At 55.6% G+C, this 18,639-nt stretch carries 18 protein-coding genes and 3 tRNA genes; 7 read left to right on the top strand and 14 right to left on the bottom strand.

Annotated elements, in window-relative coordinates; all coding sequences use genetic code 11:
- Positions 1 to 55: 55 nt before the first annotated feature.
- Positions 56 to 141: transfer RNA gene (locus tag FPV09_RS04375), tRNA-Ser, on the bottom strand.
- A 130-nt stretch (positions 142 to 271) separates the two neighbouring features.
- On the opposite strand from FPV09_RS04375, the gene FPV09_RS04380 reads away from it, so the two are divergent.
- The gene (locus FPV09_RS04380; protein ID WP_148882511.1) at positions 272 to 1,447 is read left to right on the top strand and encodes a CBS domain-containing protein; all 1,176 of its coding nucleotides are present in this window, start codon (positions 272 to 274) and stop codon (positions 1,445 to 1,447) included.
- A gap of 91 nt (positions 1,448 to 1,538) precedes the next feature.
- Here FPV09_RS04380 and FPV09_RS04385 read toward each other — a convergent pair whose 3' ends face one another.
- Genes FPV09_RS04385 through FPV09_RS04395 form a run of 3 tightly spaced genes read right to left on the bottom strand, consistent with a single transcriptional unit; the run spans position 1,539 to position 4,710 of the window.
- On the bottom strand, positions 1,539 to 2,642 hold the full coding sequence (locus FPV09_RS04385) for a DUF835 domain-containing protein (RefSeq protein ID WP_148882512.1): 1,104 nt from the start codon (positions 2,640 to 2,642) through the stop codon (positions 1,539 to 1,541).
- Positions 2,639 to 3,898, bottom strand: a complete 1,260-nt coding sequence (gene glmU / locus FPV09_RS04390; RefSeq protein ID WP_148882513.1) for a bifunctional sugar-1-phosphate nucleotidylyltransferase/acetyltransferase — start codon at positions 3,896 to 3,898, stop codon at positions 2,639 to 2,641. The genes FPV09_RS04385 and glmU overlap by 4 nt, the downstream gene beginning before the upstream one ends.
- Complete coding sequence (locus FPV09_RS04395; RefSeq protein WP_148883682.1) at positions 3,895 to 4,710, bottom strand: undecaprenyl-diphosphate phosphatase; 816 nt, start codon at positions 4,708 to 4,710, stop codon at positions 3,895 to 3,897. Before FPV09_RS04395 ends, glmU begins: the two co-directional genes overlap by 4 nt.
- A 55-nt stretch (positions 4,711 to 4,765) precedes the next feature.
- Here FPV09_RS04395 and FPV09_RS04400 point away from each other — a divergent pair, with 55 nt between their 5' ends.
- The 3 genes from FPV09_RS04400 to FPV09_RS04410 all read left to right on the top strand — a co-directional run bounded on the left by FPV09_RS04400 (position 4,766) and on the right by FPV09_RS04410 (position 8,109).
- Positions 4,766 to 5,572: an MBL fold metallo-hydrolase gene (locus FPV09_RS04400; RefSeq protein WP_148882514.1), complete on the top strand. Its 807-nt coding sequence runs from the start codon at positions 4,766 to 4,768 to the stop codon at positions 5,570 to 5,572.
- 69 nt (positions 5,573 to 5,641) lie between these two features.
- Positions 5,642 to 6,721 carry an NOG1 family protein gene (locus FPV09_RS04405; RefSeq protein ID WP_148882515.1) on the top strand — a complete coding sequence of 360 codons (1,080 nt, stop codon included), beginning with the start codon at positions 5,642 to 5,644 and terminating at the stop codon, positions 6,719 to 6,721.
- Positions 6,722 to 6,813: 92 nt separating this feature from the next.
- A complete protein-coding gene (locus tag FPV09_RS04410; RefSeq protein WP_148882516.1) occupies positions 6,814 to 8,109 on the top strand; it encodes an AlbA family DNA-binding domain-containing protein in 1,296 nt (431 codons plus the stop codon).
- Between the two features lie 87 nt (positions 8,110 to 8,196).
- On the opposite strand, the gene FPV09_RS04415 is transcribed toward FPV09_RS04410, so the two are convergent.
- The gene (locus FPV09_RS04415) at positions 8,197 to 8,589 is read right to left on the bottom strand and encodes a 30S ribosomal protein S8e (protein ID WP_014012277.1); all 393 of its coding nucleotides are present in this window, start codon (positions 8,587 to 8,589) and stop codon (positions 8,197 to 8,199) included.
- Between the two features lie 136 nt (positions 8,590 to 8,725).
- Between FPV09_RS04415 and FPV09_RS04420 the strand changes: the two genes are divergently transcribed.
- Positions 8,726 to 9,616: a hypothetical protein gene (locus FPV09_RS04420; protein WP_148882517.1), complete on the top strand. Its 891-nt coding sequence runs from the start codon at positions 8,726 to 8,728 to the stop codon at positions 9,614 to 9,616.
- Here FPV09_RS04420 and pyrG read toward each other — a convergent pair.
- Positions 9,613 to 11,214, bottom strand: coding sequence for a glutamine hydrolyzing CTP synthase (gene pyrG, locus FPV09_RS04425; RefSeq protein ID WP_148882518.1), 1,602 nt, complete (start codon positions 11,212 to 11,214; stop codon positions 9,613 to 9,615). The two genes, FPV09_RS04420 and pyrG, sit on opposite strands and share 4 nt — an antisense overlap.
- A gap of 115 nt (positions 11,215 to 11,329) precedes the next feature.
- Between pyrG and FPV09_RS04430 the strand changes: the two genes are divergently transcribed.
- Entirely contained in the window at positions 11,330 to 12,241 is a 912-nt protein-coding gene (locus FPV09_RS04430; RefSeq protein WP_148882519.1) for a hypothetical protein, read from the top strand.
- Here FPV09_RS04430 and FPV09_RS04435 read toward each other — a convergent pair whose 3' ends face one another.
- From FPV09_RS04435 to FPV09_RS04450, 4 genes are all read right to left on the bottom strand, one after another.
- Positions 12,242 to 12,622 carry a DUF555 domain-containing protein gene (locus FPV09_RS04435; RefSeq protein WP_014012281.1) on the bottom strand — a complete coding sequence of 127 codons (381 nt, stop codon included), beginning with the start codon at positions 12,620 to 12,622 and terminating at the stop codon, positions 12,242 to 12,244.
- Between the two features lie 10 nt (positions 12,623 to 12,632).
- On the bottom strand, positions 12,633 to 12,920 hold the full coding sequence (locus tag FPV09_RS04440) for a DUF357 domain-containing protein (RefSeq protein WP_058939223.1): 288 nt from the start codon (positions 12,918 to 12,920) through the stop codon (positions 12,633 to 12,635).
- Between the two features lie 1,049 nt (positions 12,921 to 13,969).
- Positions 13,970 to 14,047: transfer RNA gene (locus FPV09_RS04445), tRNA-Val, on the bottom strand.
- 11 nt (positions 14,048 to 14,058) lie between these two features.
- A tRNA-Ala gene (locus tag FPV09_RS04450) sits at positions 14,059 to 14,136 on the bottom strand.
- Between the two features lie 123 nt (positions 14,137 to 14,259).
- Between FPV09_RS04450 and FPV09_RS04455 the strand changes: the two genes are divergently transcribed.
- The gene (locus tag FPV09_RS04455; RefSeq protein ID WP_148883683.1) at positions 14,260 to 15,411 is read left to right on the top strand and encodes a M20 metallopeptidase family protein; all 1,152 of its coding nucleotides are present in this window, start codon (positions 14,260 to 14,262) and stop codon (positions 15,409 to 15,411) included.
- Here FPV09_RS04455 and FPV09_RS04460 read toward each other — a convergent pair.
- From FPV09_RS04460 to pth2, 4 genes are read right to left on the bottom strand one after another with little or no spacing between them, the layout of a single operon-like run.
- Complete coding sequence (locus FPV09_RS04460) at positions 15,404 to 16,237, bottom strand: GNAT family N-acetyltransferase (RefSeq protein WP_148882520.1); 834 nt, start codon at positions 16,235 to 16,237, stop codon at positions 15,404 to 15,406. The two genes, FPV09_RS04455 and FPV09_RS04460, sit on opposite strands and share 8 nt — an antisense overlap.
- Positions 16,212 to 16,949 (bottom strand): phosphoglycolate phosphatase, encoded by a 738-nt coding sequence (locus tag FPV09_RS04465; RefSeq protein ID WP_148882521.1) that lies wholly within the window; start codon positions 16,947 to 16,949, stop codon positions 16,212 to 16,214. The genes FPV09_RS04460 and FPV09_RS04465 overlap by 26 nt, the downstream gene beginning before the upstream one ends.
- Positions 16,950 to 16,999: 50 nt before the next feature.
- The gene (gene truD / locus FPV09_RS04470; protein ID WP_148882522.1) at positions 17,000 to 18,250 is read right to left on the bottom strand and encodes a tRNA pseudouridine(13) synthase TruD; all 1,251 of its coding nucleotides are present in this window, start codon (positions 18,248 to 18,250) and stop codon (positions 17,000 to 17,002) included.
- A gap of 3 nt (positions 18,251 to 18,253) precedes the next feature.
- Positions 18,254 to 18,610, bottom strand: a complete 357-nt coding sequence (gene pth2, locus FPV09_RS04475; protein WP_058939228.1) for a peptidyl-tRNA hydrolase Pth2 — start codon at positions 18,608 to 18,610, stop codon at positions 18,254 to 18,256.
- Between the last annotated feature and the right edge of the window lie 29 nt (positions 18,611 to 18,639).

Raw genomic sequence — 18,639 nt, forward strand, 5'->3', positions numbered from 1 at the left:
GGCAGTTTTAGGGGGATGCGAACTCTGACCAAACTTTGCCTGTGCAAAGTTCGTATGGCGCCGGGGCAGGGATTTGAACCCTGGTGGGCAGAGCCCACTGGATCTCGAGTCCAGCGCCTTCCCAGGCTAGGCTACCCCGGCGCGGTTGAGAGTTCATGGTGGAGTTTTATAAATCTTTCCGCGAAAAATTTATTAATTTAAAGTTACTAAAATCCCGTTGAAAAGGTTTAAATTGAACGGCGCCCTAGTATATTATGAAGGAGGTGACAGCATGGTCGGTATTCTTGTGCAGGAAGTTATGACCGACAGGTTCCAGAAAATCGACATCGCCGCCCCGCTTTCTGAGGCGATCGGAATTTTTGAGAAGGAAGACCCCGACCTTATTCTGGTCTTCGACGAAAACCTGTACAAGGGAGTCCTGACACAGGACCTTATTATACGCTCCCACCTCAAGTGGGACCCAACCAAGGCCAAGGTTAAGGATGTGTACAAAACCGCACCGGTTATCAAGCCGGATGAAGACATCAGCAAGGCCGCCAAGCTCATGATGGAGGTTGATCTCCGCTCCCTTCCCGTCGGGGAGAGCAAGGCTGAAATCATCGGTGTTATAAACGATATAGTCGTTCTCGAAAGGGTCGCCGAGGGCGACTTCGGCAAGAAGAAGGTCGAGGAGTTAATGACCAAGGATGTCATAACCTTAAAGCCGGACGACAGCATCGCCAAGGCCTTAGCGACGATGCGCGACCACGCCATATCGAGGATTCCGATAGTTGACGAGGAGGGAAAGCTTGAGGGTCTCGTCACGCTCCACGACCTCATAATCCGCTTCATCAAGCCCCGCTTCAGGCCCAAGTCTGGTGAGTTCGTCGGTGAGAGGATACCGCCCTTCACCATGCCTCTTAGGGACGTCATGATAAGGGGCGTCATAACCGTCCTCCCGGACGCTGAGGTCAGGGAAGCCGTTGCAATCCTGAGGGACAACAACATAGACGGGCTCATTGTCGTCAACGAGAACAACAAGGTCCTCGGAATCCTCACAGTAAAGGACCTTCTCCTGCTCATCTCGAAGATAACGGAGAAAGAGGCTAGATTCTACCTCCAGCTCGGGGGCGATGCCTCGGCACTCAGCGACTTCACAAAGGAGAGGATAATCGAGGGCGTCAGGCGCTTCGTCGATGGATACGAGGATTTACTCGGCCAGGAGGGCATAATATACATTCAAATTAAGCGCTTCAACGAGAAGTTCAGGGGAGTGCACCTCTACCAGGCCAGAATGAGGGTTGTGACTGACAGGGGCGTCTTCGTGGCAACCGGCGAGACCTGGGGAGCCCTACAGGCAGTCCACGATGCGCTGAGGGCCATAGAGAGACAGCTCCTCCAGAAGGCCGAGCTGGAGAAGGACACCCATTACTACAAGAGGTTCATAGAAAAACTTGGGCTGGGGTGATCTCCCCAATTTTTCATTTGTCTTTTTGGAAGCCATTAACTGGAGTTACATTTTTCTTTTGAAAGCCTCGCCCTTCAGGACGGGGAGGAGGTCAGTGGCTGAATTCCCTCTCCAGTATCCTTCTCTGGCGCGGCTCCAGGGTCTTGAGGTTGGCCACCAGTATGATCGTGCCCCCAGCGCTGACTACCCGATCCTTGACGTTGAGCAGAAATTTAACGGCGTTCTCGAATCCGTTCTCGAGCATCAGGTACTCAAGGGCATCGATATAGATCAAACCGTACCCCTGGCCAATGGCACGGGTTATAAGATCGGTCAGGATATCTATCTTCGTCGGACCCATGGCGTAGATTGTCGGTGATTCCTCCAGCTTGCCTTCCTTCGCGCGGGTTATCCAGAACACCAGCGTGTTGGGGTGGATGTTCTCTTTCAGCATCCCCACGTCCTCACGGGTTATGAGTATGACGCCCGGTTTATCCCACACGTTTCCAAACCTGTGAACCACTTCCTCCCGTGTCGGGAACAGGTACGCCCCGGGAGGTATTTTCACGTCGGCGGGGGGCATCACTGGAGTCAGCGGGTAGAACACAAATTTCGTTGCGCCGGTAGCGGCCATTAATCTGAACACCGCTCCCATAAAAAAGCCAATCGGTGCGAACCACTCGATGAACCTAGTCACCGGGTAGGTCAAGTTGAGTGCCCCGAGAAGTATCAATCCCCACGGGAACATCATCTCGACCCAGTGGTGGGATACAACGTATTTTCTCAGGACGTTGCCAACGTAGATGAGCCCCCCACCGAAGGCAAGCGACGGTAGGATGGCCCGCGTTGTTGGATTGTTGAAGACATCCGTGGCCAGCAGGAGGAGCCATATGTAAGAGATCACTGAGAACAGGGAGATGTAAACCACGTGCTTAAGCCGGCTTTCCCCGTATTTCAAATGAACCGCTCCCCACATCAACAGAAACGCAATGATGAAGTTCGGAATCTTGGAGGCGATTGCGTAGGCATCCGGGTGCAGTATAATTCCCAAAGGTTCAAGGATGTAACTCTCAACGTCGAGGGCATCTATGAAAAACGCTGTCGTTAAGAGGGCCCATCCCTTTTCCCGGGTCCTGTATGCCTTATAAAAAACGGCCACGAAAAGAACCCACCTCGAAATAAAGTTGAGGTAGGGAACGAAAGACTCACCGTTCATCTCGTCATCACCGTTTTCTCCTGCTTCACGGTGACAATGTGCCCCTGTGGCACATTTCTATCAACTATAACACCCGGCCCGATAAAAGAGTTACTCCCTATCTTTCTGCCGGGGTAGATGCTGACGTTTATGCCCACCTTGACGTTGTGACCGATTATCGCACCGAGCTTGTGCCTGCCGCTGTCCTCGAGCTTGCCCTTAACCTCAACCTTCACGTTGCCCCTGTCGTGTCTGAGGTTCGCTGTTATCGTCCCCGCGCCCAGGTTGGTGTTCTCCCCGATTATTGAGTCGCCGACGTAGTTGAGGTGGGGTGCATTGCTGCCGTCCATTATTATGGAGTTCTTGACCTCCACCGCGTTGCCCACGTGACAGCCGTCTCCTATGCTGGTGGCAGGCCGTATGAAGCAGTTGGGCCCAATTCTGGAGTTCCTTCCTATCTTAACCGGACCCACGATGTACGCCCCGCTCCGAACGACGGTGCCCTCCCCAATCTCAACCGGCGGGACTATCGTGGCCCCCGCCTCGACTATACCCCGTATTTCGTGCCTCAGCCTGTTCTTCAGGAGGTATTCATTGAGCTCAAGGAGGTTCCAGGGCCTACCTATGTCGTTCCAGTAGCCGGAGTAAACCGCGTATGCCACCCTTCTGCCCGCCCCTATCATGAGGTTGAGGGTGTCCGTTATCTCGTACTCGCCGCGCTTGCTCACGGGGGTCTTCCCAATGAACTCGAAGACCTCGGGCTTGAATATGTAAACGCCGAGGTTGGCGTAGCCTGAAACCTTCCCGGGTTTCTCCTTCACCCCGGAAACGAGGCTCCCTTCGACCTCAATCTTGCCAAAGTGGCTGAGGTCATCGAACTCTTTAACTAGAAGGGCCGCGTCGGCCTTTTCCCTCCTGAAGGCCCCTATCAAATCCTTTACACCCTCGATCTCGAAGTAAATGTCACCGTTGGCCACTATGAACTCCTCTTCCCCGATGTGCTTCCGGGCAGACTCTATTGCCTTGGCAGTCCCCTCACCGGGCAGCTGCTCGACGTAGGTTATCGGTTTGCCGTTGAACTCATCGCCTAGGGCCTTAATCAGCTTCTCCTTCTCGTAGCGAACAACGATGATGAACTCATCCACGAAAGGGTCGAGGTTCTCAAGAACGTACCCGATTATAGGCCTGTTGGCCACCTTGAGTATGACCTTCGGCCTATCATCCGTCAGCGGCCGGAGCCGTTCACCCTTCCCCGCGGCAAGAACAACCGCCTTCACATGACCACCCCCATCAGGTAAACCGCGATTGCGATTAAACCGAAGGACACGAGGAACGCCCGCCTGCCCACCGCGCCGGCAAGTTTGAGGAGAAGCTTCATCGTTACAAAGCTCACCACGAACGCCGCCAGGAACGCGGTGAAGAGCAGCGCAACGGGAAGCTCCGGATCCCATCCTCCTATGAAAGCGAGCTTCAGGACCAGGTAGGCGGGTGCCACCAGGAAGCTCAGCTCAAGGGCCCGCTTTACGTCCATACCGGTGCTCACAAGGCCGAGGAGGACAAAGCCGCTCCTTGAGAGTCCTCCGATTAGGGCGACGCCCTGGGCCAGTCCGGAGATCACCGCATCCACCAGGGTGGCCTCGTCCTTTTTCTCCCGGATGCTGCTTTCGATCCCTTCAAGGGGCGCCCGAACGCGCGTACCGGCCAGGAGACCCACCAGAATCATCCCCAGGCCGGCGATCGCGTTTACCAGGTCGGAGGCACCGGGACCCACTGCGTCGGAAACCGTCCTCAGGACGGGGTACCCCACCAGCAGGGTGAAGGCGGAGGCGTAGATAAAGTACATCGTGTCCGAATCAAGACGTCTTTTAATCGCATTGTGGGAGCCGAGCGCTATCAGCTCCCTAAAATAGAACAGGACAGCAAACGTCACACCCAGATAGGAGGGAACGAGATAATCCCCGTATGAGGGTACAACAGCCCCCAGGAGAGCCGTGACAGAGTGACCCTCCGGACCGACCGGGAGCCAGGAGCCAAGCGCGATTATCATCCCGGAAATCAGCGGTGCAACGTAGTCCACGGGCGATATCATGGCAACCACAGAAGAATTTAAACGGCCTAAAACATAAACTTTTCGAGGGATTCGGATGAGGCTGACCGTGATCTACGAGAACCATGCCGGGTTCGTGAAGGGCCCCCTGGGCGGGCACGGATTCTCCGCCCTCCTGGAGCACAGAGACAGAAGGGTGCTCATCGACACAGGAACCGACGGGGAGGTGCTTCTCGGCAACATGGCCGAGCTTGGAATTGACCCAGGGAAAATAGACTTCGTCTTTATAACCCACGGGCACTACGACCATACGGGCGGACTGAAGGCGTTTTTAAATGCGCGGGAGGAGCCGGTGAGGGTAATAGCCCACCCAGGAATCTTCCGGCGCAGGGTGGCACTGAAACCCCACAGGAGGGATATAGGAATCCCCTTTGACAGGTGGGAGCTTGAGGGGCTCGGGGCCGAGTTCATCCTAAAAGAAGAGCCCTTCGAGTTTGCGCCGGGACTCTGGAGTTCCGGGGAAATACCGCGGCGCACGTGGGACAGGGCCGTTGGCTACGTTGAGGAGAACGGCCGCCTCATCAGAGACCCGGTCCCCGATGATATCGCCCTGATCATCGACTTGGGAGACGGGGTCGCCGTCGTCACCGGCTGCGGCCACTCTGGGGTTCTGAACATAGCGTGGCACGCGGAGGACGTTCTTGGAAAGCCGGTCAGGGCGTTGATAGGGGGACTTCACCTGAGGGGCGCCAAAAAAGAGCTTCTAAATGAAGTCGTCGAGAAAATCGACGCCGAAAGGCTCTACGCCGGCCACTGCACGGGGCTGGACGAGTACGCATTCCTGAAGGCGGGGCTGGGCGAGAGGATTGAACCCCTCCACGTCGGCAGGGTCATCGAGCTTTAGCGAACCTTTAAATACCCGGCCGAAAAGCTAAGCACCGCGAGAGAAAAGAGAAGAGGAGAGGTGAGAGAGATGAAGAACCCCTTTGAAAAGATGCCGACGGTGCTTACCGCTGACGAGATTATTGATAAGGCCTTCAGGAGGGCGGAGAAAGCCGCCTCAGCCCTCACCCCCAAGGGCGGCCCCAGGGCCAAGGCCAGGCAGAGGGAGGAGCTGAGAATCAGAACGGTCTCCAACGTCATCCGCGACAACCTGAGGAAACTGCTGGACAGAACTCCCGGGGTCTCGGAACTTCCCCCGTTCTACAGGGAGCTGGTTGATACGCTCGTTGACCGCGACCAGTTCCACCGCTCCCTGGCCCACGTCAACTGGGCAATAAAGACGATACGGAACCTTGAGCAGCGCTACGCCGAGAAGATACGATACTCGCGCGACCCGGACGAGATGTCAAGGCTCCGCAGGCAGTTCTACGGCCGCGTCGCCGACGTCATCAGGGACATCGCCGACGACCTTGAGTACCTCAACCAGGCCAGAAACGTCCTCAAAGACCTCCCGGTCGTTGATCTCAACCTTCCGACGGTCGTGATAGCAGGTCATCCCAACGTCGGCAAGAGCACGCTCCTCAGGGTGCTGACGAACGCCAGACCCGAGGTTGCCAGCTACCCCTTCACGACGAGGGGCATAAACGTCGGCCAGTTCGAGGAGCACTACCTGAAATACCAGGTCATAGACACGCCCGGGCTGCTCGACAGACCTCTGAGCGAGAGGAACGAGGTGGAGAGACAGGCCATCCTGGCGCTCAAGCACCTCGGAAAGGTCATCGTCTACATCTTCGACCCCAGCGAGTACTGCGGTTATCCGATTGAAGAGCAGACCCACCTGTTCGAGGAAATTTACAGCGAGTTCGGGGAGTTCCCCTTCATCGTAGTCCTCAACAAGGTGGACATAGCCGACGAGGAGGAGATTAAGGCCGTTGAAGAGTTCGTCAGGGCCAAGGGCCTTGAACCGCTCAGAATCTCGGCGCTCAACGGTGAAGGTCTGGATGAGCTGAAGAGACGCGTCATCGAGCTGGTCAAACCGATGGTCGAGGAGCAGGCGAAGAGGATAATGGAGAAGGAGCTGAGAAAGTACCGGGAAGAGCTTGAGCTCTGACCGCGCTTCTTTTATCTTCGTTAACCCTCGCAAAGCCAGAGAAGTTAACGGTAGCATAAAGTTTTTAGGGTTAACGGTACTTAACGGTAATCATGGACGTGAACGAACTTCTGGCACTCATTCGCCAAGGAGAGAACGAGAGGATAGAGTTCAAACGCAGGGCAACGCCTGAAATCGCCAGAGAGATATGCGCCATGGCAAACGCCGACGGGGGCTACATTCTGATAGGTGTAAGCGACGAGGGCAATGTTTTGGGATGTGACATCAAAAAGGCCAGGGAAACGATATCCTCCTCACTCCAGAACGTCACCCATCCTCTGCAGGTAAAAACCCACGCGCTTGAGCTTGGTGGCAGAAACGTTCTTGTCATAGAGGTTCCAAAGTCCCGGAACCTCTGCTCCATCGGTGGAGTTGCCTACATCAGGATAGGCTCTGGGATAAGGCCCCTTTCAATCCAGGAGATTCTCATGCTCTCCTCCGAGCTGGGAGCGGTTACTTGGGATGAGTTTCCAGCGACCGAACTCCCGAAGATGAAGGAAGAATACGTTGAGTGGTTTTTCTCGGCGGTGGAGAAGGCAAGGGGCAGACGTATCCCAAAGGAAGACTGGAGCCGCTACCTAAGGAGTGCAAAGGCGATTAAAGGGGACAAGCTGACGAATGCAGGAGTCCTGTTTTTCACCGATGTCGAGGAGTTCATACCGCACGCAGGGGGCAGGATTGTCAGAATGGACGGAGAGAGACCTGTGTGGAGCAGGGAGTTCCAGGGGCCGATATGGAAGGTTATAGATGGGATGTACGCGGAGCTCCTTTCCCAGTTCAGCACGATAGAAGTGGTGGTGGGAACGAAGAGAACCAAACTGCCCGAGTATCCCATAAGGGCCGTTAGGGAGGCGATAATAAACGCCTTCGCCCACAGGAACTACGCAATCCCCGCGGACGTCAGGATTTTCATTCATCCCGATAGGCTTGTAATAAGAAATCCCGGGGGCCTGATGCCGGGAGTGGATCTCGAAGACCCCGAACACGTGCCTAGGAACCCGAACCTCTGCGGACTTATGTACGATGCGGGCTACATCGAAAAGTACGGCTACGGCCTAAGACTAATCCGTGAGGAATGCAGGAAGCACGGCCTCGTGGAAGTAGAGTTTAAGAGCAGTGCAAACCGCTTTGAAGTGGTCTTCAAGAAGAAAACTGGCGAGCTTTTGGATGATACTGACAGAAAAATCTTGGAGTTCCTGACTGTCCCAAGGAGGAGCAGTGAGATAGCGGAGTACGTCGGCCTCTCAAAGCCCGCCGTGTTAAAGAGGCTTGAAAAGCTCGAAGCCCTGGGCCTTGCAAGAGCCATAGGCAGAGGTGCCCAGAGAAGGTACGAGATGGTTCATCGTTAACAACTGTAAAGCCAGAAAAGTTAACGGCAGCGTAAAGTTTTCAGGGTTAACGGTACTTAACGATAGCACTTAAAAGGAGAAAAGAATTCAGGCGCTCTCCTCCTTGATGAGAACGGCGTTGACGACGCCGTCCTGGCCGGGCCTGCTGGTAACTATGGCCCTGCCGGCCTCGGTCTCGACGATAGCGCCCTTGGTGATTATGTTTCTCCTGACGTACTGCCTGTTGGCCGGGTTCTCAACGACGTTGAGTATCTTGACCTTCTTGCCCTTTCCGCCGTCGAAGACGTTGGCGTAGAGGGCCTCAATGAGCCTGACCTTCCTGTTTCCGCCGTAGGTCCTGATTATCTTCTTCTTTTCCCTGTCCTCGCCGACCTTGGTGAAAGCGGGCTCCCTTCCGAGCTCCCTCTTCCTCTTCTTCCTAGCGAGGATAATCCTTCCGCCCGAAGGCTTCTTGAGTGATCTTCCCTGCCAGATAGCCATTCTTCTCACCTCATGAGATTGATATTCACCGTTTACAACCTATCGCCACTTTCGGGGGTTCGTTTATAAGCTTTTCTGGCTCGCAGACTCAAAAAATTTAAAAGGCCCCTTCCCCATTACTCCAGCGGGTGGTGGAATGGGTGCGATAGACGCGTTCGTAAGGACCTTTTCGCTCATGGTGGAGGCCAAGAAACTCTACATTCCCGCGCTGATATTCTCACTCCTCCTCGCACCTGTAGCGGCTTACCTGCTACCGAGTGAGCCGTCCTTTGAAATCACCCCGAACCAGACCACCAGCGGGGATGTGATGATAGAGCAGTACGGCGGGGACGTGGAGGAAGAGTTCCTGGACTACCTCGCTCAGCTCGGAAAGGCCTTCGCGGTGATGACCCTCATCAGCACCATCATCGGCTCGATAGTCCAGTACGCCATCACAAAGGGGGTTCTCCTCCACGAGTCCGGGAAGGATTATTCCCTGGGTGAACTCCTAATCGACGGCCTCAAGCACCTGCCGGGCGTTGTTATCATAGAGGTGATCTTCATGGCCGTGGCCCTCTCGCTCGCCGCGGTCGCGCTGATACCCGCGGTTCTGGGGGCGATGTTCCTCCCCTGGGGCGCGGTGCTGATACTAATCGGGGTTCTGCTCCTCCTGGCGGTACTGGCCATCACAACCAGCCTTACGGCCATAGCAATACCCCTCTACGCGGATAAGGGAAGGATAAGCGCGGCCTTTGAGGCATTTGGAATGATCTTCGGAAACGCCCTCTCCAGCCTCGCGTTCGGCGTGCTCCTCTGGGTGGGCGTGATAGCGATAACGATGGTCACGGGGCCTCTGAGCTTTGCGGCGGAGGTAATCCTCCCAGCGGGGATTGCCAGCTACGTCTCGCAGTTCCTCCAGGCCCCCTTCAACGCCCTCCTTCTGGAGTTCCTGTGCGTTGGAGGGGTTGCATTCTACAGGGAGATTCAGAAGATGGAAGAACTGAAAAAAGTTGACGAAGAGCTCATGGAGCTTGGAATTGAGATTTAACTCTCGTATTTCCTCTCTTTTGCGGCATTAACGAGCCCGCGGAACACGGGTGCGGGATTCATCGGCCGTGACTTGAACTCGGGGTGGAACTGTGTGGCTATGAAGTACCTCCTGTCCGGGAGCTCGAGTATCTCCATCCTCCTGCCGTCGTCCCCGGCCACTCCGCTGAAGACCAGGCCCGCATTCTCAAACTCATCTATGTAGTCCGGATTGACCTCCCAGCGGTGCCTGTGGCGCTCGTAAACTATCTCCTTCCCGTAAAGGGCCCTGGCCATGGTGTTGGGTTTTATGTGGACGGGGTAAGCTCCGAGCCTCATCGTACCTCCGAGCCTGTCCAGGTCCCTCTGCTCCGGCATGAGGTCAACAACGGGATGAGGTGTCTGCGGGTCTATCTCGGTGGAGTGGGCGCCTTTCAGGCCGAGGACGTTCCTGGCGAACTCAACGACGGTGAGCTGGAAGCCAAAGCAAATCCCGAGGAACGGAATGTCGTTCTCCCTCGCGTAGCGCGCCGCCATCATTTTGCCCTCGGTTCCACGGGCACCAAACCCTCCGGGCACGATTATGCCATCCACACCCCCCAAAAGCTTGACACCGTGCTTTTCAAGCTCCTCGGCTTCTATCCAGCGTATCCTGACCTTGACGCCGTTGGCAACGCTGGAGTGCTTCAGGGCCTCCTTGATGCTCAGGTAGGAGTCCGAGAGCTTGACGTACTTGCCGACGACGGCTATCTCAACCGTGTCGGTGAGGGACTTGTATGTCTCAACCATAGCCCTCCAGGCATCGAGGTCTGGCTCCCTCTCGGGCAGACCGAGCCGCTTGGTGATGTACCTGGCCAGCCCCTCCTTTTCGAGCATCAGCGGTACCTCGTAGGTGTCCTCAACGTCGTAGGCACTTATCACAGCCTCGTCGGGAACGTTGGTGAAGAGGCTTATCTTCATTCTCGCGCTTTCTTCGAGCGGGTCCTCCGAGCGGGCCACTATCGCATCGGGCTGGATTCCAAGGGAGCGGAGCTCCTTGACGCTGTGCTGGGTCGGCTTGGTTTTCTGCTCTCCAACAACCTTGAGCTTCGGCACGTAGGTGACGTGGACGAAGGCAACGTTCTCCCTGCCCTCCTCGATCTGCATCTGCCTCGCCGCCTCGAGGAAGGGCATGCTCTCGATGTCGCCGACGGTTCCGCCTATCTCCACCACGACAACGTCGTAGTCTCTGGCAAGCCGCCTGATGCGGCCCTTTATCTCGTTGGTGATATGGGGTATGACCTGAACCGTCGCACCGAGGTACTCGCCCTTTCTCTCCTTCTCAATGACGGCGGAGTAAACCTTGCCGGTGGTTATGTTGTGGTCAAAGCTGAGGCTCGTGTCGAGGAAGCGCTCGTAGTTGCCGAGGTCGAGGTCAACCTCGCCGCCGTCGTCGAGGACGAAAACCTCACCGTGCTGGTAGGGGTTCATCGTTCCGGCGTCGTAGTTGAGGTAAGGGTCGATTTTGATGTTCGTCGTCCTGAAGCCCCTGGCCTTCATCAGCATTCCCAGTGAGGCGCTGGTTATACCCTTCCCAAGACCGCTAACAACACCACCCGTGACGAATATGAACTTTGCCATGGCAAAACCTCCAGGGGTTATGTCGTTGGTTGATTGGTGGGTGCTTAAAAGCTTTGTCGAGGCTGGAATGAAAAGGCTTAAATAGACCCATCTTCACACCACCACATGATGTAATATGGAGACTCCCAGTATAGAAGTCGACAAGACGCTCAGAAGTAAGAAGTTCGTGGGTCTGCTCATCGTGGCCCTGCTCGTAACCTACGCCCTCCCGTTCCCTCTGATGAGCGGGTTCATGGAGAGCTACGGGAGAGTAAAGGAGATACTAAGGCTGATGGAGAAGGAGAACGACGCCATAAACTGCCACGCGGTTTTCAACTTCAACCCAGACTTCTTTGGCGAGCATGGAATGAAATGCGACGAGACCTACTACCGCCCCAACGAGACGACCGTGAGCTGCTGCGGAATGCAGGTTTACCGAGACACCTACTGGAAGTACCTCCGTGCATCGAGCGAGATGAGGGAAAAACTTCCTCTGATGGGTATCTTCGCAGTGTGGGTATTTCTGACCCAGCTAGCCTTCAGCTACGCCCTTGTGGACGCGGCGGTGGAGCTGGCCAGGGGGAGAAAGAAAAGAGTCCTTGAATCCATCAAAGCAGGATTGAAATCTTTGCCGGCCCTGGTTGCCGCGGAACTTCTGACGTTCGTATTCGTTCTGATCGCCCTGATCCTCCTGGCGATTCCCATAGCGATCTTCGGCCCACTCGGCTCGTTCATGGCAGGGATAATAGCCACACCGGCCTTCGCACTCGTCGTCCCGGCGTATTACTTCACGAGGAACGTGGGGGTCGTGGAAGAGATATGGCGCGTCGCCAGGGCCAACCCCGGCGGCTACTTCACCCTGGGGCTGGGCCTCTCAATCGTGGACGTCTTTCTGATTCTCCAGTACGAATACTACATGGGGGCGCTGACGCTGCTCATCCTGCTCTCCCTCGGAGCGGTGCGGTACGTGATAAACAGCCTGGGCGCACTGTGGGTGTACGCGGAGACGGCTCCAGAAGAGGAAGAGGAAATTGCAGGGGAACTCTAGTTATTCCCCAAGCTCCACGCCGTCCCCCTCATCCTCCTCGGTCAGCTCCCTTATCTCATAGACCTTGAGGGGAACCTTCTTGAGGGCCTTGCCGATGACGGCCTTGGCTATCCTCTCGGCGTGCTCGATGGTCTGGGCGTTGTACACCTTAATCGTAAGGTACATCCCCACGAGACCAACCGAGCCAATGACGAAGGCGCTCTCAAAGTGGGCCCCGCAGACGGGGCACTGGGAGTAGCCTATTTCAACCCTCACGAAATCGAGCTTCTCCTTATTGAGCGCCTTGGCGACCTTGGAAACCGCAACGTTTATCGCGTCCTCGCTGGTCTCGACGTCCCTCACGATTATGGGTGCCTCCAAAACGACGACGTAGTCTCCCATGGCTCTCACCTCAGCCGAAGGCAAAAAGTCTGTCATCCTCTCCCCTGAAAACGCCAAGCCTCACGCCGGCGTCGATAAAACCATGCGCGTAGTTGAGTGCCGCGAAAGCCGTCACGTAGTCGCCCCTCTCGTAGTAGTACCTGGCATCGTTGAAATAGCTTCTCGCCATCGTCAGAAAATCCTCCGCAACGCCCCTAAGAAGGCTCTTCTCGTGGACGGCTATTTCAAGGGTTTTTAAAGCCTCTTCGGTGATTCTAAAGTACTTCTGGAGCTTTTCCTCGGTTATCTCCCGCCCCACCGGTCTCGCCTCACGTTGGGTTGGGATGTTGTCTTATAAACCTTATCGTCTCAGTCCACACCCGAGCAAAGCTCGACGTCGTGCAGGCAAACAAGCGTTTGGAAAAAGCTTGACCAAGAAACTCTGCCTTCGCAAAGTTTCATCAAAGTTCGTGATTCCTCTGCAAAGCTCCTTTGAATGGGATTTTTAACACAATTTAACCCTTGGGAAGGGGATTAACCAGGGAAAGTCTTCCACGTGGGTTCTTACTTAAACCGCGCTCCTTCGGAGCGCTAAAACCTGAACCCCCTGAAAAGCGCGCCCCTTAGAAGGAATTCCCGTGTTCAAAACAAATCCTCTTTGAAGAAAAATCCACTCCAAACACAACCAATCAACAGAGAATCACCGACCTTGATCAAACTCTGCGGGACTGTCGTCCCTTGCGTCGAGCAAAGCTCGACGTCGCGAAGGAAGCTTTTGGAAAAAGCTTCACCAAAGAAACTTTGCAGAGCAAAGTTTCATCAAAGTTCGTGGCTCTCCTTAAATTTGGACGTGTTTGAGTGTGATTATTTTAACTGGGGCGTTTTCGCCTTGAATCTATCTCACTTCGCAAGTTAAAAAGAGTTCATTCCCATTGACGCCCTTTGGGCGTCGGTTTAAAAGTGAACTCCTCCCGAAAGGGAATCCTATAGCAGATTCCAACACTCCGAAGGTTGAATTTAACGGCAATCACATTTTAGATGCAAGCTCCAAGAAAGAGCCACAAACCTTGATCAAACTTCGCGAAGGCGAGCAAACTTTGCTTTGCAAAGTTTGACCAAAAGAGTTCCCTTGTCGTTTAAAAATGGATAAAATCAGACATGCACTCTTAAAAATTACACCTAAAGCGTGGGTTTAACGCCAAAAATCAGCCCTTTAAAAGGTTTCACTTTTATTCTGGCGTTCTTCGAACGCCTTGTGGAAAGTGAAACCCTGTAAGCTTGCAGTTGAACGGCAAACCACCTGAAAAACAAGCATTTTCAAAATCGCATACAATCTTTCCGCCAGCGCTTGCGAAGCAAGGGCTGTTGTGGTGGGCCCGCGGGGATTCGAACCCCGGACCTTCACCGTGTCAGGGTGACGTCATAACCAGTCTAGACCACGGGCCCAACCCAAGGAATGGTGGACCGGCCGGGATTTGAACCCGGGGCCTCCGCCTTGCCAAGGCGGCGCTCATACCAGGCTGAGCTACCGGCCCACTTCCATCGACGCCGTAATCACCTATCTGGGTGGGTTTATAAATTTTACGGTCGGTGTCCTCTTTCAGATGGGCATCGAAAAGCTAATATCCCCCTCCGCAGAATGTTCCATGGTGAGGACTATGGGCTTCGACCCGGTTTCAGAGGCAAAGAGGATTGAGAAAGAGATAATAGCCTGGAGAAGGGACTTCCACATGCACCCAGAGCTTAAGTACGAGGAAGAGAGGACTTCAGGGATTGTGGAGGAGCACCTCCGCGAATGGGGGTACAGGATAAAGCGCGTTGGAACCGGGATAATAGCCGACATCGGGGAGGGTGAGAAGACAATAGCCCTCAGGGCGGACATGGATGCCCTGCCCGTTCAGGAGGAGAACGACGTCCCCTACAAATCCCGCGTTCCAGGTAAGATGCACGCCTGCGGACACGACGCACACACGGCCATGCTCCTTGGAACCGCAAAGATAATCCCGGAGCACATTGATGAGTTCAACGGCAGGGTGAGGCTGATATTCCAGCCGGCCGAGGAGGGCGGCAACGGAGCGGTGAAGATGATCGAAGGGGGAGCCTTAGAGGGCGTAGATGCCGTGTTCGGCCTCCACGTCTGGCACGACCTCCCCAGCGGAATCATCGGCATAACGGAAGGCCCATTCATGGCCGGCGCGGGCATATTCAAGGCACGGATAATCGGGAAGGGCGGACACGGGGCATCGCCGCACCAGACCGTTGATCCCATTCCGATAGCGGCGGAAACAATACTAGCACTCCAGACCATAGCGAGCAGAAACGTCTCGCCGATTGAGACGGGAGTCGTCAGCATCACGGCCGTACACGCCGGAACTACCTTCAATGTGATTCCAGAGGAAGTCGAAATGAAGGGGACGATAAGGTTCTTCAAGCACGAGATAGGCGAGCTGATTCAGAGGCGCATGGGGGAGATACTCGAAGGCGTCACAAAGGCACACGGGGCTTCCTATGAGCTGTCAATCGAGGAGCTCGTTCCACCGACGGTTAACGATGGGAGCATGACAGAATTCGCCAGGAAGGTGGCCGAAAAGTACGGCCTGAAGCACGGAGACGTCGAGCCAACCATGGGTGCCGAGGACTTCGCCTTCTACCTCCAGAAAGTCCCCGGAACATTCCTGACGCTTGGAATCTACAATGAGGAAAAGGGGATAATCTATCCACACCACCACCCGAGGTTCGACGTTGACGAGGACGTGCTCCACCTCGGAACGGCGATGGAGGTCGCACTGGTGCGGGAGTTTCTCAGGTGAGGGATTTTCCGATTATCTCTACCTCCCTAACTTTTTGGACCCCAAAGCTCTCGACCCCGTTGGGAAGAACCGTTAAAACCCTCTCGCAGCCAAGAACCTTGGCCCTCTCCAGGACAGGCCTCACATCCTCAAGCCTACCCCACAAGAGCAGTGCCAGGCCGCCTCTGCCCGGGAGGTTTCGGAGAGCGTAGTACGAGGCCCCGCTCCGTCCGCTCTCGACCGTGTGGTGAATTCCGGCGATATTGTCTTTGAACGCTGAAAAGAACATGCTGTACGAGCTCTGAAAGCGACCTGCAACCAGTTCGAGGTTTTTAACGTCTTCCCAACCGAATTCAGTGATTTCCGTTCTCCCGGCCCCTCCCGTGGGGACCCGCACGATCGTTCCTGAGAACAGCGCAACGCTGAAGCCGAGCCTCCCGTAGAAGCCCCTGGCAGCGTCATCCGGCTGAACTGTGAGAAGCCGGGCCCCTCTTTCCCCGGCAATCTCCTCGACGAACTCGATGAGCGCCCTTCCGATACCCCTGCCTCTGTAATCCGGATGAACCTCGATGACGTCAATGTGGGCGATTGGCATAAGCTTCCCTTTAATCGGCTCTTCAGAGAGGAGAACCTCTATCTCGCCTACGATTTCTCCGTTCAACTCCGCTACGGCAACCAGCTGGTTATCCAGCAGGAGGTTGTTGATGTGAATCGCGAGCGTCTCGGCACTCATCCAGGGCCCGCCCATAGAGTAGCGCCGGTAGAGATTGCCCGCCGGTTCTTCTCCGGCGGTGTGGAGCTTCACTATTCCGGCAACGTCGTCAAGGGTCGCCAAACGGATCATCATCGCCCTCACCCATGTAGCCGAATTCTTTAAGGATGTGAACTATGCCCTCCGCACCCCCCTCACCGTAGGTTCTTTTCGTCACGTAGTCCGCAGCTTTTTTCAGGCTCTCTGGAGCCTGGCCGACGGCAACGCGGTAGCCGACGGCGCGGAAGGCGTCCAGGTCGTTTTCTCCATCCCCGACGTGGGCAACTTCCCTGGGACTTATCCCGAGTATCTCACAGGCCTTTTCAATCCCCGTACCCTTGTTGATCCAGGGCTTCTTAACGTGTATCGCGAAGCCGGAATCCACCGCGATGAGGTTCAGTCCGAGCTCCCTTATAATCTCCCTGACCGCCTCGACTGGAATCGTTCTCATAATCACAAGCCCGGCCTTTCTCTCCGGCATCGAAAAGCTCATGACGGCCTCCGGGTAGCGCCTCTTTATCTCGCTCCAGAGAATCCACTCTTCGTCCATCTTCGTCAGGTAAACTCTCTTCCTCAGCCGTCCGTCCTTTATGGACAGCGCGCCCCCGTCCTCCGCAACAACCGGTCCGCTGGTGCCTATCATTATGGCCATGGCCTCCGCGAACGGTACCGAGTTGCCGGTGACGAGCATGACCGGAAGGCCCAGACTCTCCGCGAGCCGTATTGCCCTCAAAGCGTTCTCACTGAGCCGCCTATCGGGATAGGTTATGGTACCGTCTATGTCAAGCGATATTGCCCTCACCCTCACTCACACCACCGAAAAAAGTTGAGAAAACCCGATAAAAGGGTTGCTGGACATCAGTGGTCCTTCATTATCTCCCTCAGGACGCTGGTTGCGTAAACCCCCTTCGGCAGGAAGAAGCGGAAGCACATGCCTGTTCCGGGGATGTGACCGTAGGTGAGGCCCAGAGGCCGTATCAGAAGCTCCCTCCTGCCGCCCGGTTCGGCCATCGGCTTCGGGAGCCTTCTGAAGGTCTCAAGCGTTATGCCCTCATCCTCAAGAATCTCCTCCTCGAGCTTCCCTGGAAGTCCCCTGGCCCTCCTCATCGCAAAGCCGAAGAGCGGGCCGGAGACCATGGCCTCGCCGCGCCGTATCTTTTCGTTCACAAAATCGAGGTTTGTCTCGGTGACGCGGTACGTTCTATCGCGGTAGGGAATACCGCCCTTAACCTGAACGACGATATCGCCGACGAGGGCCTCGTTCAGAGGGATACCGATCTCAATCCTTCTGGAAATGTAGAGGTTGAAGAGGTAGCTCTGATAGGCGTGGATGAAGATGCGCATTATTGGGAGGGGCAGCGAGAGGAAGGCCCTTCTCCAGCTCTCCGTTTCCTTGTAGCGGTAGAGGAGTGTCCGCTCGTACCTCAGGAAGTTTGGAAACTCTTCAAGGGCTTTCTCGACGTCGCCCGTCTCCCAGAAGTGTCTCCTGGCCTCGTCGCCCTCCATTCCTCCCCCGTGGGCACCCAGGAAAAGTCTCGCGGCACCCTCGAAGTCTCCACGGAGGAGAAGCCCCCCCACGAGATGGTTGGTAACCCTCCTCTCACCAAAGCGCTGGTAGCCGAAGTAGTTCGGGAAACCTCCCATACCGCGGAGCTCGCGGATTATCTCCCTGCTCCGCTCAAAGGCATTTTCATCGACGTCCCTAACCATTATTCGGAACCGATTCCCAAGGAGGTGACCGAGTTTGATAAACCTGCCGTAGGAGACGAAGCGAAGCTCTATGTCCCGTATCCGGACGTTCTCAACGGCCTCCCTCGCTCCGGCCGGCACGCTTATGTACTGGTAGGTCACCGCGTGCCTGTCCTTCGTCCCTGCAAAGCTCACATCCCTGTAGCTAATCCCGGCGCGCTTCGCTATCTCCTTCACCGCGCTCATCGTGTCCCAGTTGCGCTTCCTGAGGAGAAAGATGGCGTGCTTCCTCCCCTCAAAGATCGACGGGAGGGGGTCCTCGATGACCACGAAATCCTCCGGCTGAACCTTTATCCTGCCACCAATGCCGGGTTCTTTGCTCAGATACCTGAACTGGGAAAAAAACTCGCGATGATCCATCTCTCACACCAGCTTTAGATGGCCGGTAACCTTGTCCACAATCTCCTCCGGGGCCGGACCGATCGCAAGGACGGTTATCGTACCTGGGGGTATCTCCGTCAGACCGGCGTCCCTGATGAGCGCCGTTGGGATGCCCAGCTTCTCTGCATGAGCCTTCAGTTCGAAGAGCTCCCTCTCGTTTTCGGCCTTCACGACGACCTTCTTCTGCCCCTCGTGGAACCACGCTTTGAACCATTCGGGTTTCTCCTTCTGAGCCTTCAGTGCAGCGGTAACCGCTCCGTGGGCAACCTGGACGGCGAACTTACCCTTGCTGAGCTTCAGATCCTTCCGGGAGACTATGACCTGCTTGTACCTGAACATGTCCCATCCCGAAGAAACTGCGAGAACCG

Source organism: Thermococcus aciditolerans (assembly GCF_008152015.1).
Classification (GTDB): domain Archaea; phylum Methanobacteriota_B; class Thermococci; order Thermococcales; family Thermococcaceae; genus Thermococcus; species Thermococcus celericrescens.

Coding starts and splice junctions, on each gene's coding strand:
- FPV09_RS04380 (WP_148882511.1), top strand. CDS start 272: ATGGTCGGTATTCTTGTGCAGGAAGTTATGACCGACAGGTTCCAGAAA.
- FPV09_RS04385 (WP_148882512.1), bottom strand. CDS start 2,642: ATGAACGGTGAGTCTTTCGTTCCCTACCTCAACTTTATTTCGAGGTGG.
- FPV09_RS04395 (WP_148883682.1), bottom strand. CDS start 4,710: ATGATATCGCCCGTGGACTACGTTGCACCGCTGATTTCCGGGATGATA.
- FPV09_RS04400 (WP_148882514.1), top strand. CDS start 4,766: ATGAGGCTGACCGTGATCTACGAGAACCATGCCGGGTTCGTGAAGGGC.
- FPV09_RS04405 (WP_148882515.1), top strand. CDS start 5,642: ATGAAGAACCCCTTTGAAAAGATGCCGACGGTGCTTACCGCTGACGAG.
- FPV09_RS04410 (WP_148882516.1), top strand. CDS start 6,814: ATGGACGTGAACGAACTTCTGGCACTCATTCGCCAAGGAGAGAACGAG.
- FPV09_RS04415 (WP_014012277.1), bottom strand. CDS start 8,589: ATGGCTATCTGGCAGGGAAGATCACTCAAGAAGCCTTCGGGCGGAAGG.
- FPV09_RS04420 (WP_148882517.1), top strand. CDS start 8,726: ATGGGTGCGATAGACGCGTTCGTAAGGACCTTTTCGCTCATGGTGGAG.
- pyrG (WP_148882518.1), bottom strand. CDS start 11,214: ATGGCAAAGTTCATATTCGTCACGGGTGGTGTTGTTAGCGGTCTTGGG.
- FPV09_RS04430 (WP_148882519.1), top strand. CDS start 11,330: ATGGAGACTCCCAGTATAGAAGTCGACAAGACGCTCAGAAGTAAGAAG.
- FPV09_RS04435 (WP_014012281.1), bottom strand. CDS start 12,622: ATGGGAGACTACGTCGTCGTTTTGGAGGCACCCATAATCGTGAGGGAC.
- FPV09_RS04455 (WP_148883683.1), top strand. CDS start 14,260: ATGGGCTTCGACCCGGTTTCAGAGGCAAAGAGGATTGAGAAAGAGATA.
- FPV09_RS04460 (WP_148882520.1), bottom strand. CDS start 16,237: ATGATGATCCGTTTGGCGACCCTTGACGACGTTGCCGGAATAGTGAAG.
- truD (WP_148882522.1), bottom strand. CDS start 18,250: ATGGATCATCGCGAGTTTTTTTCCCAGTTCAGGTATCTGAGCAAAGAA.
- pth2 (WP_058939228.1), bottom strand. CDS start 18,610: ATGTTCAGGTACAAGCAGGTCATAGTCTCCCGGAAGGATCTGAAGCTC.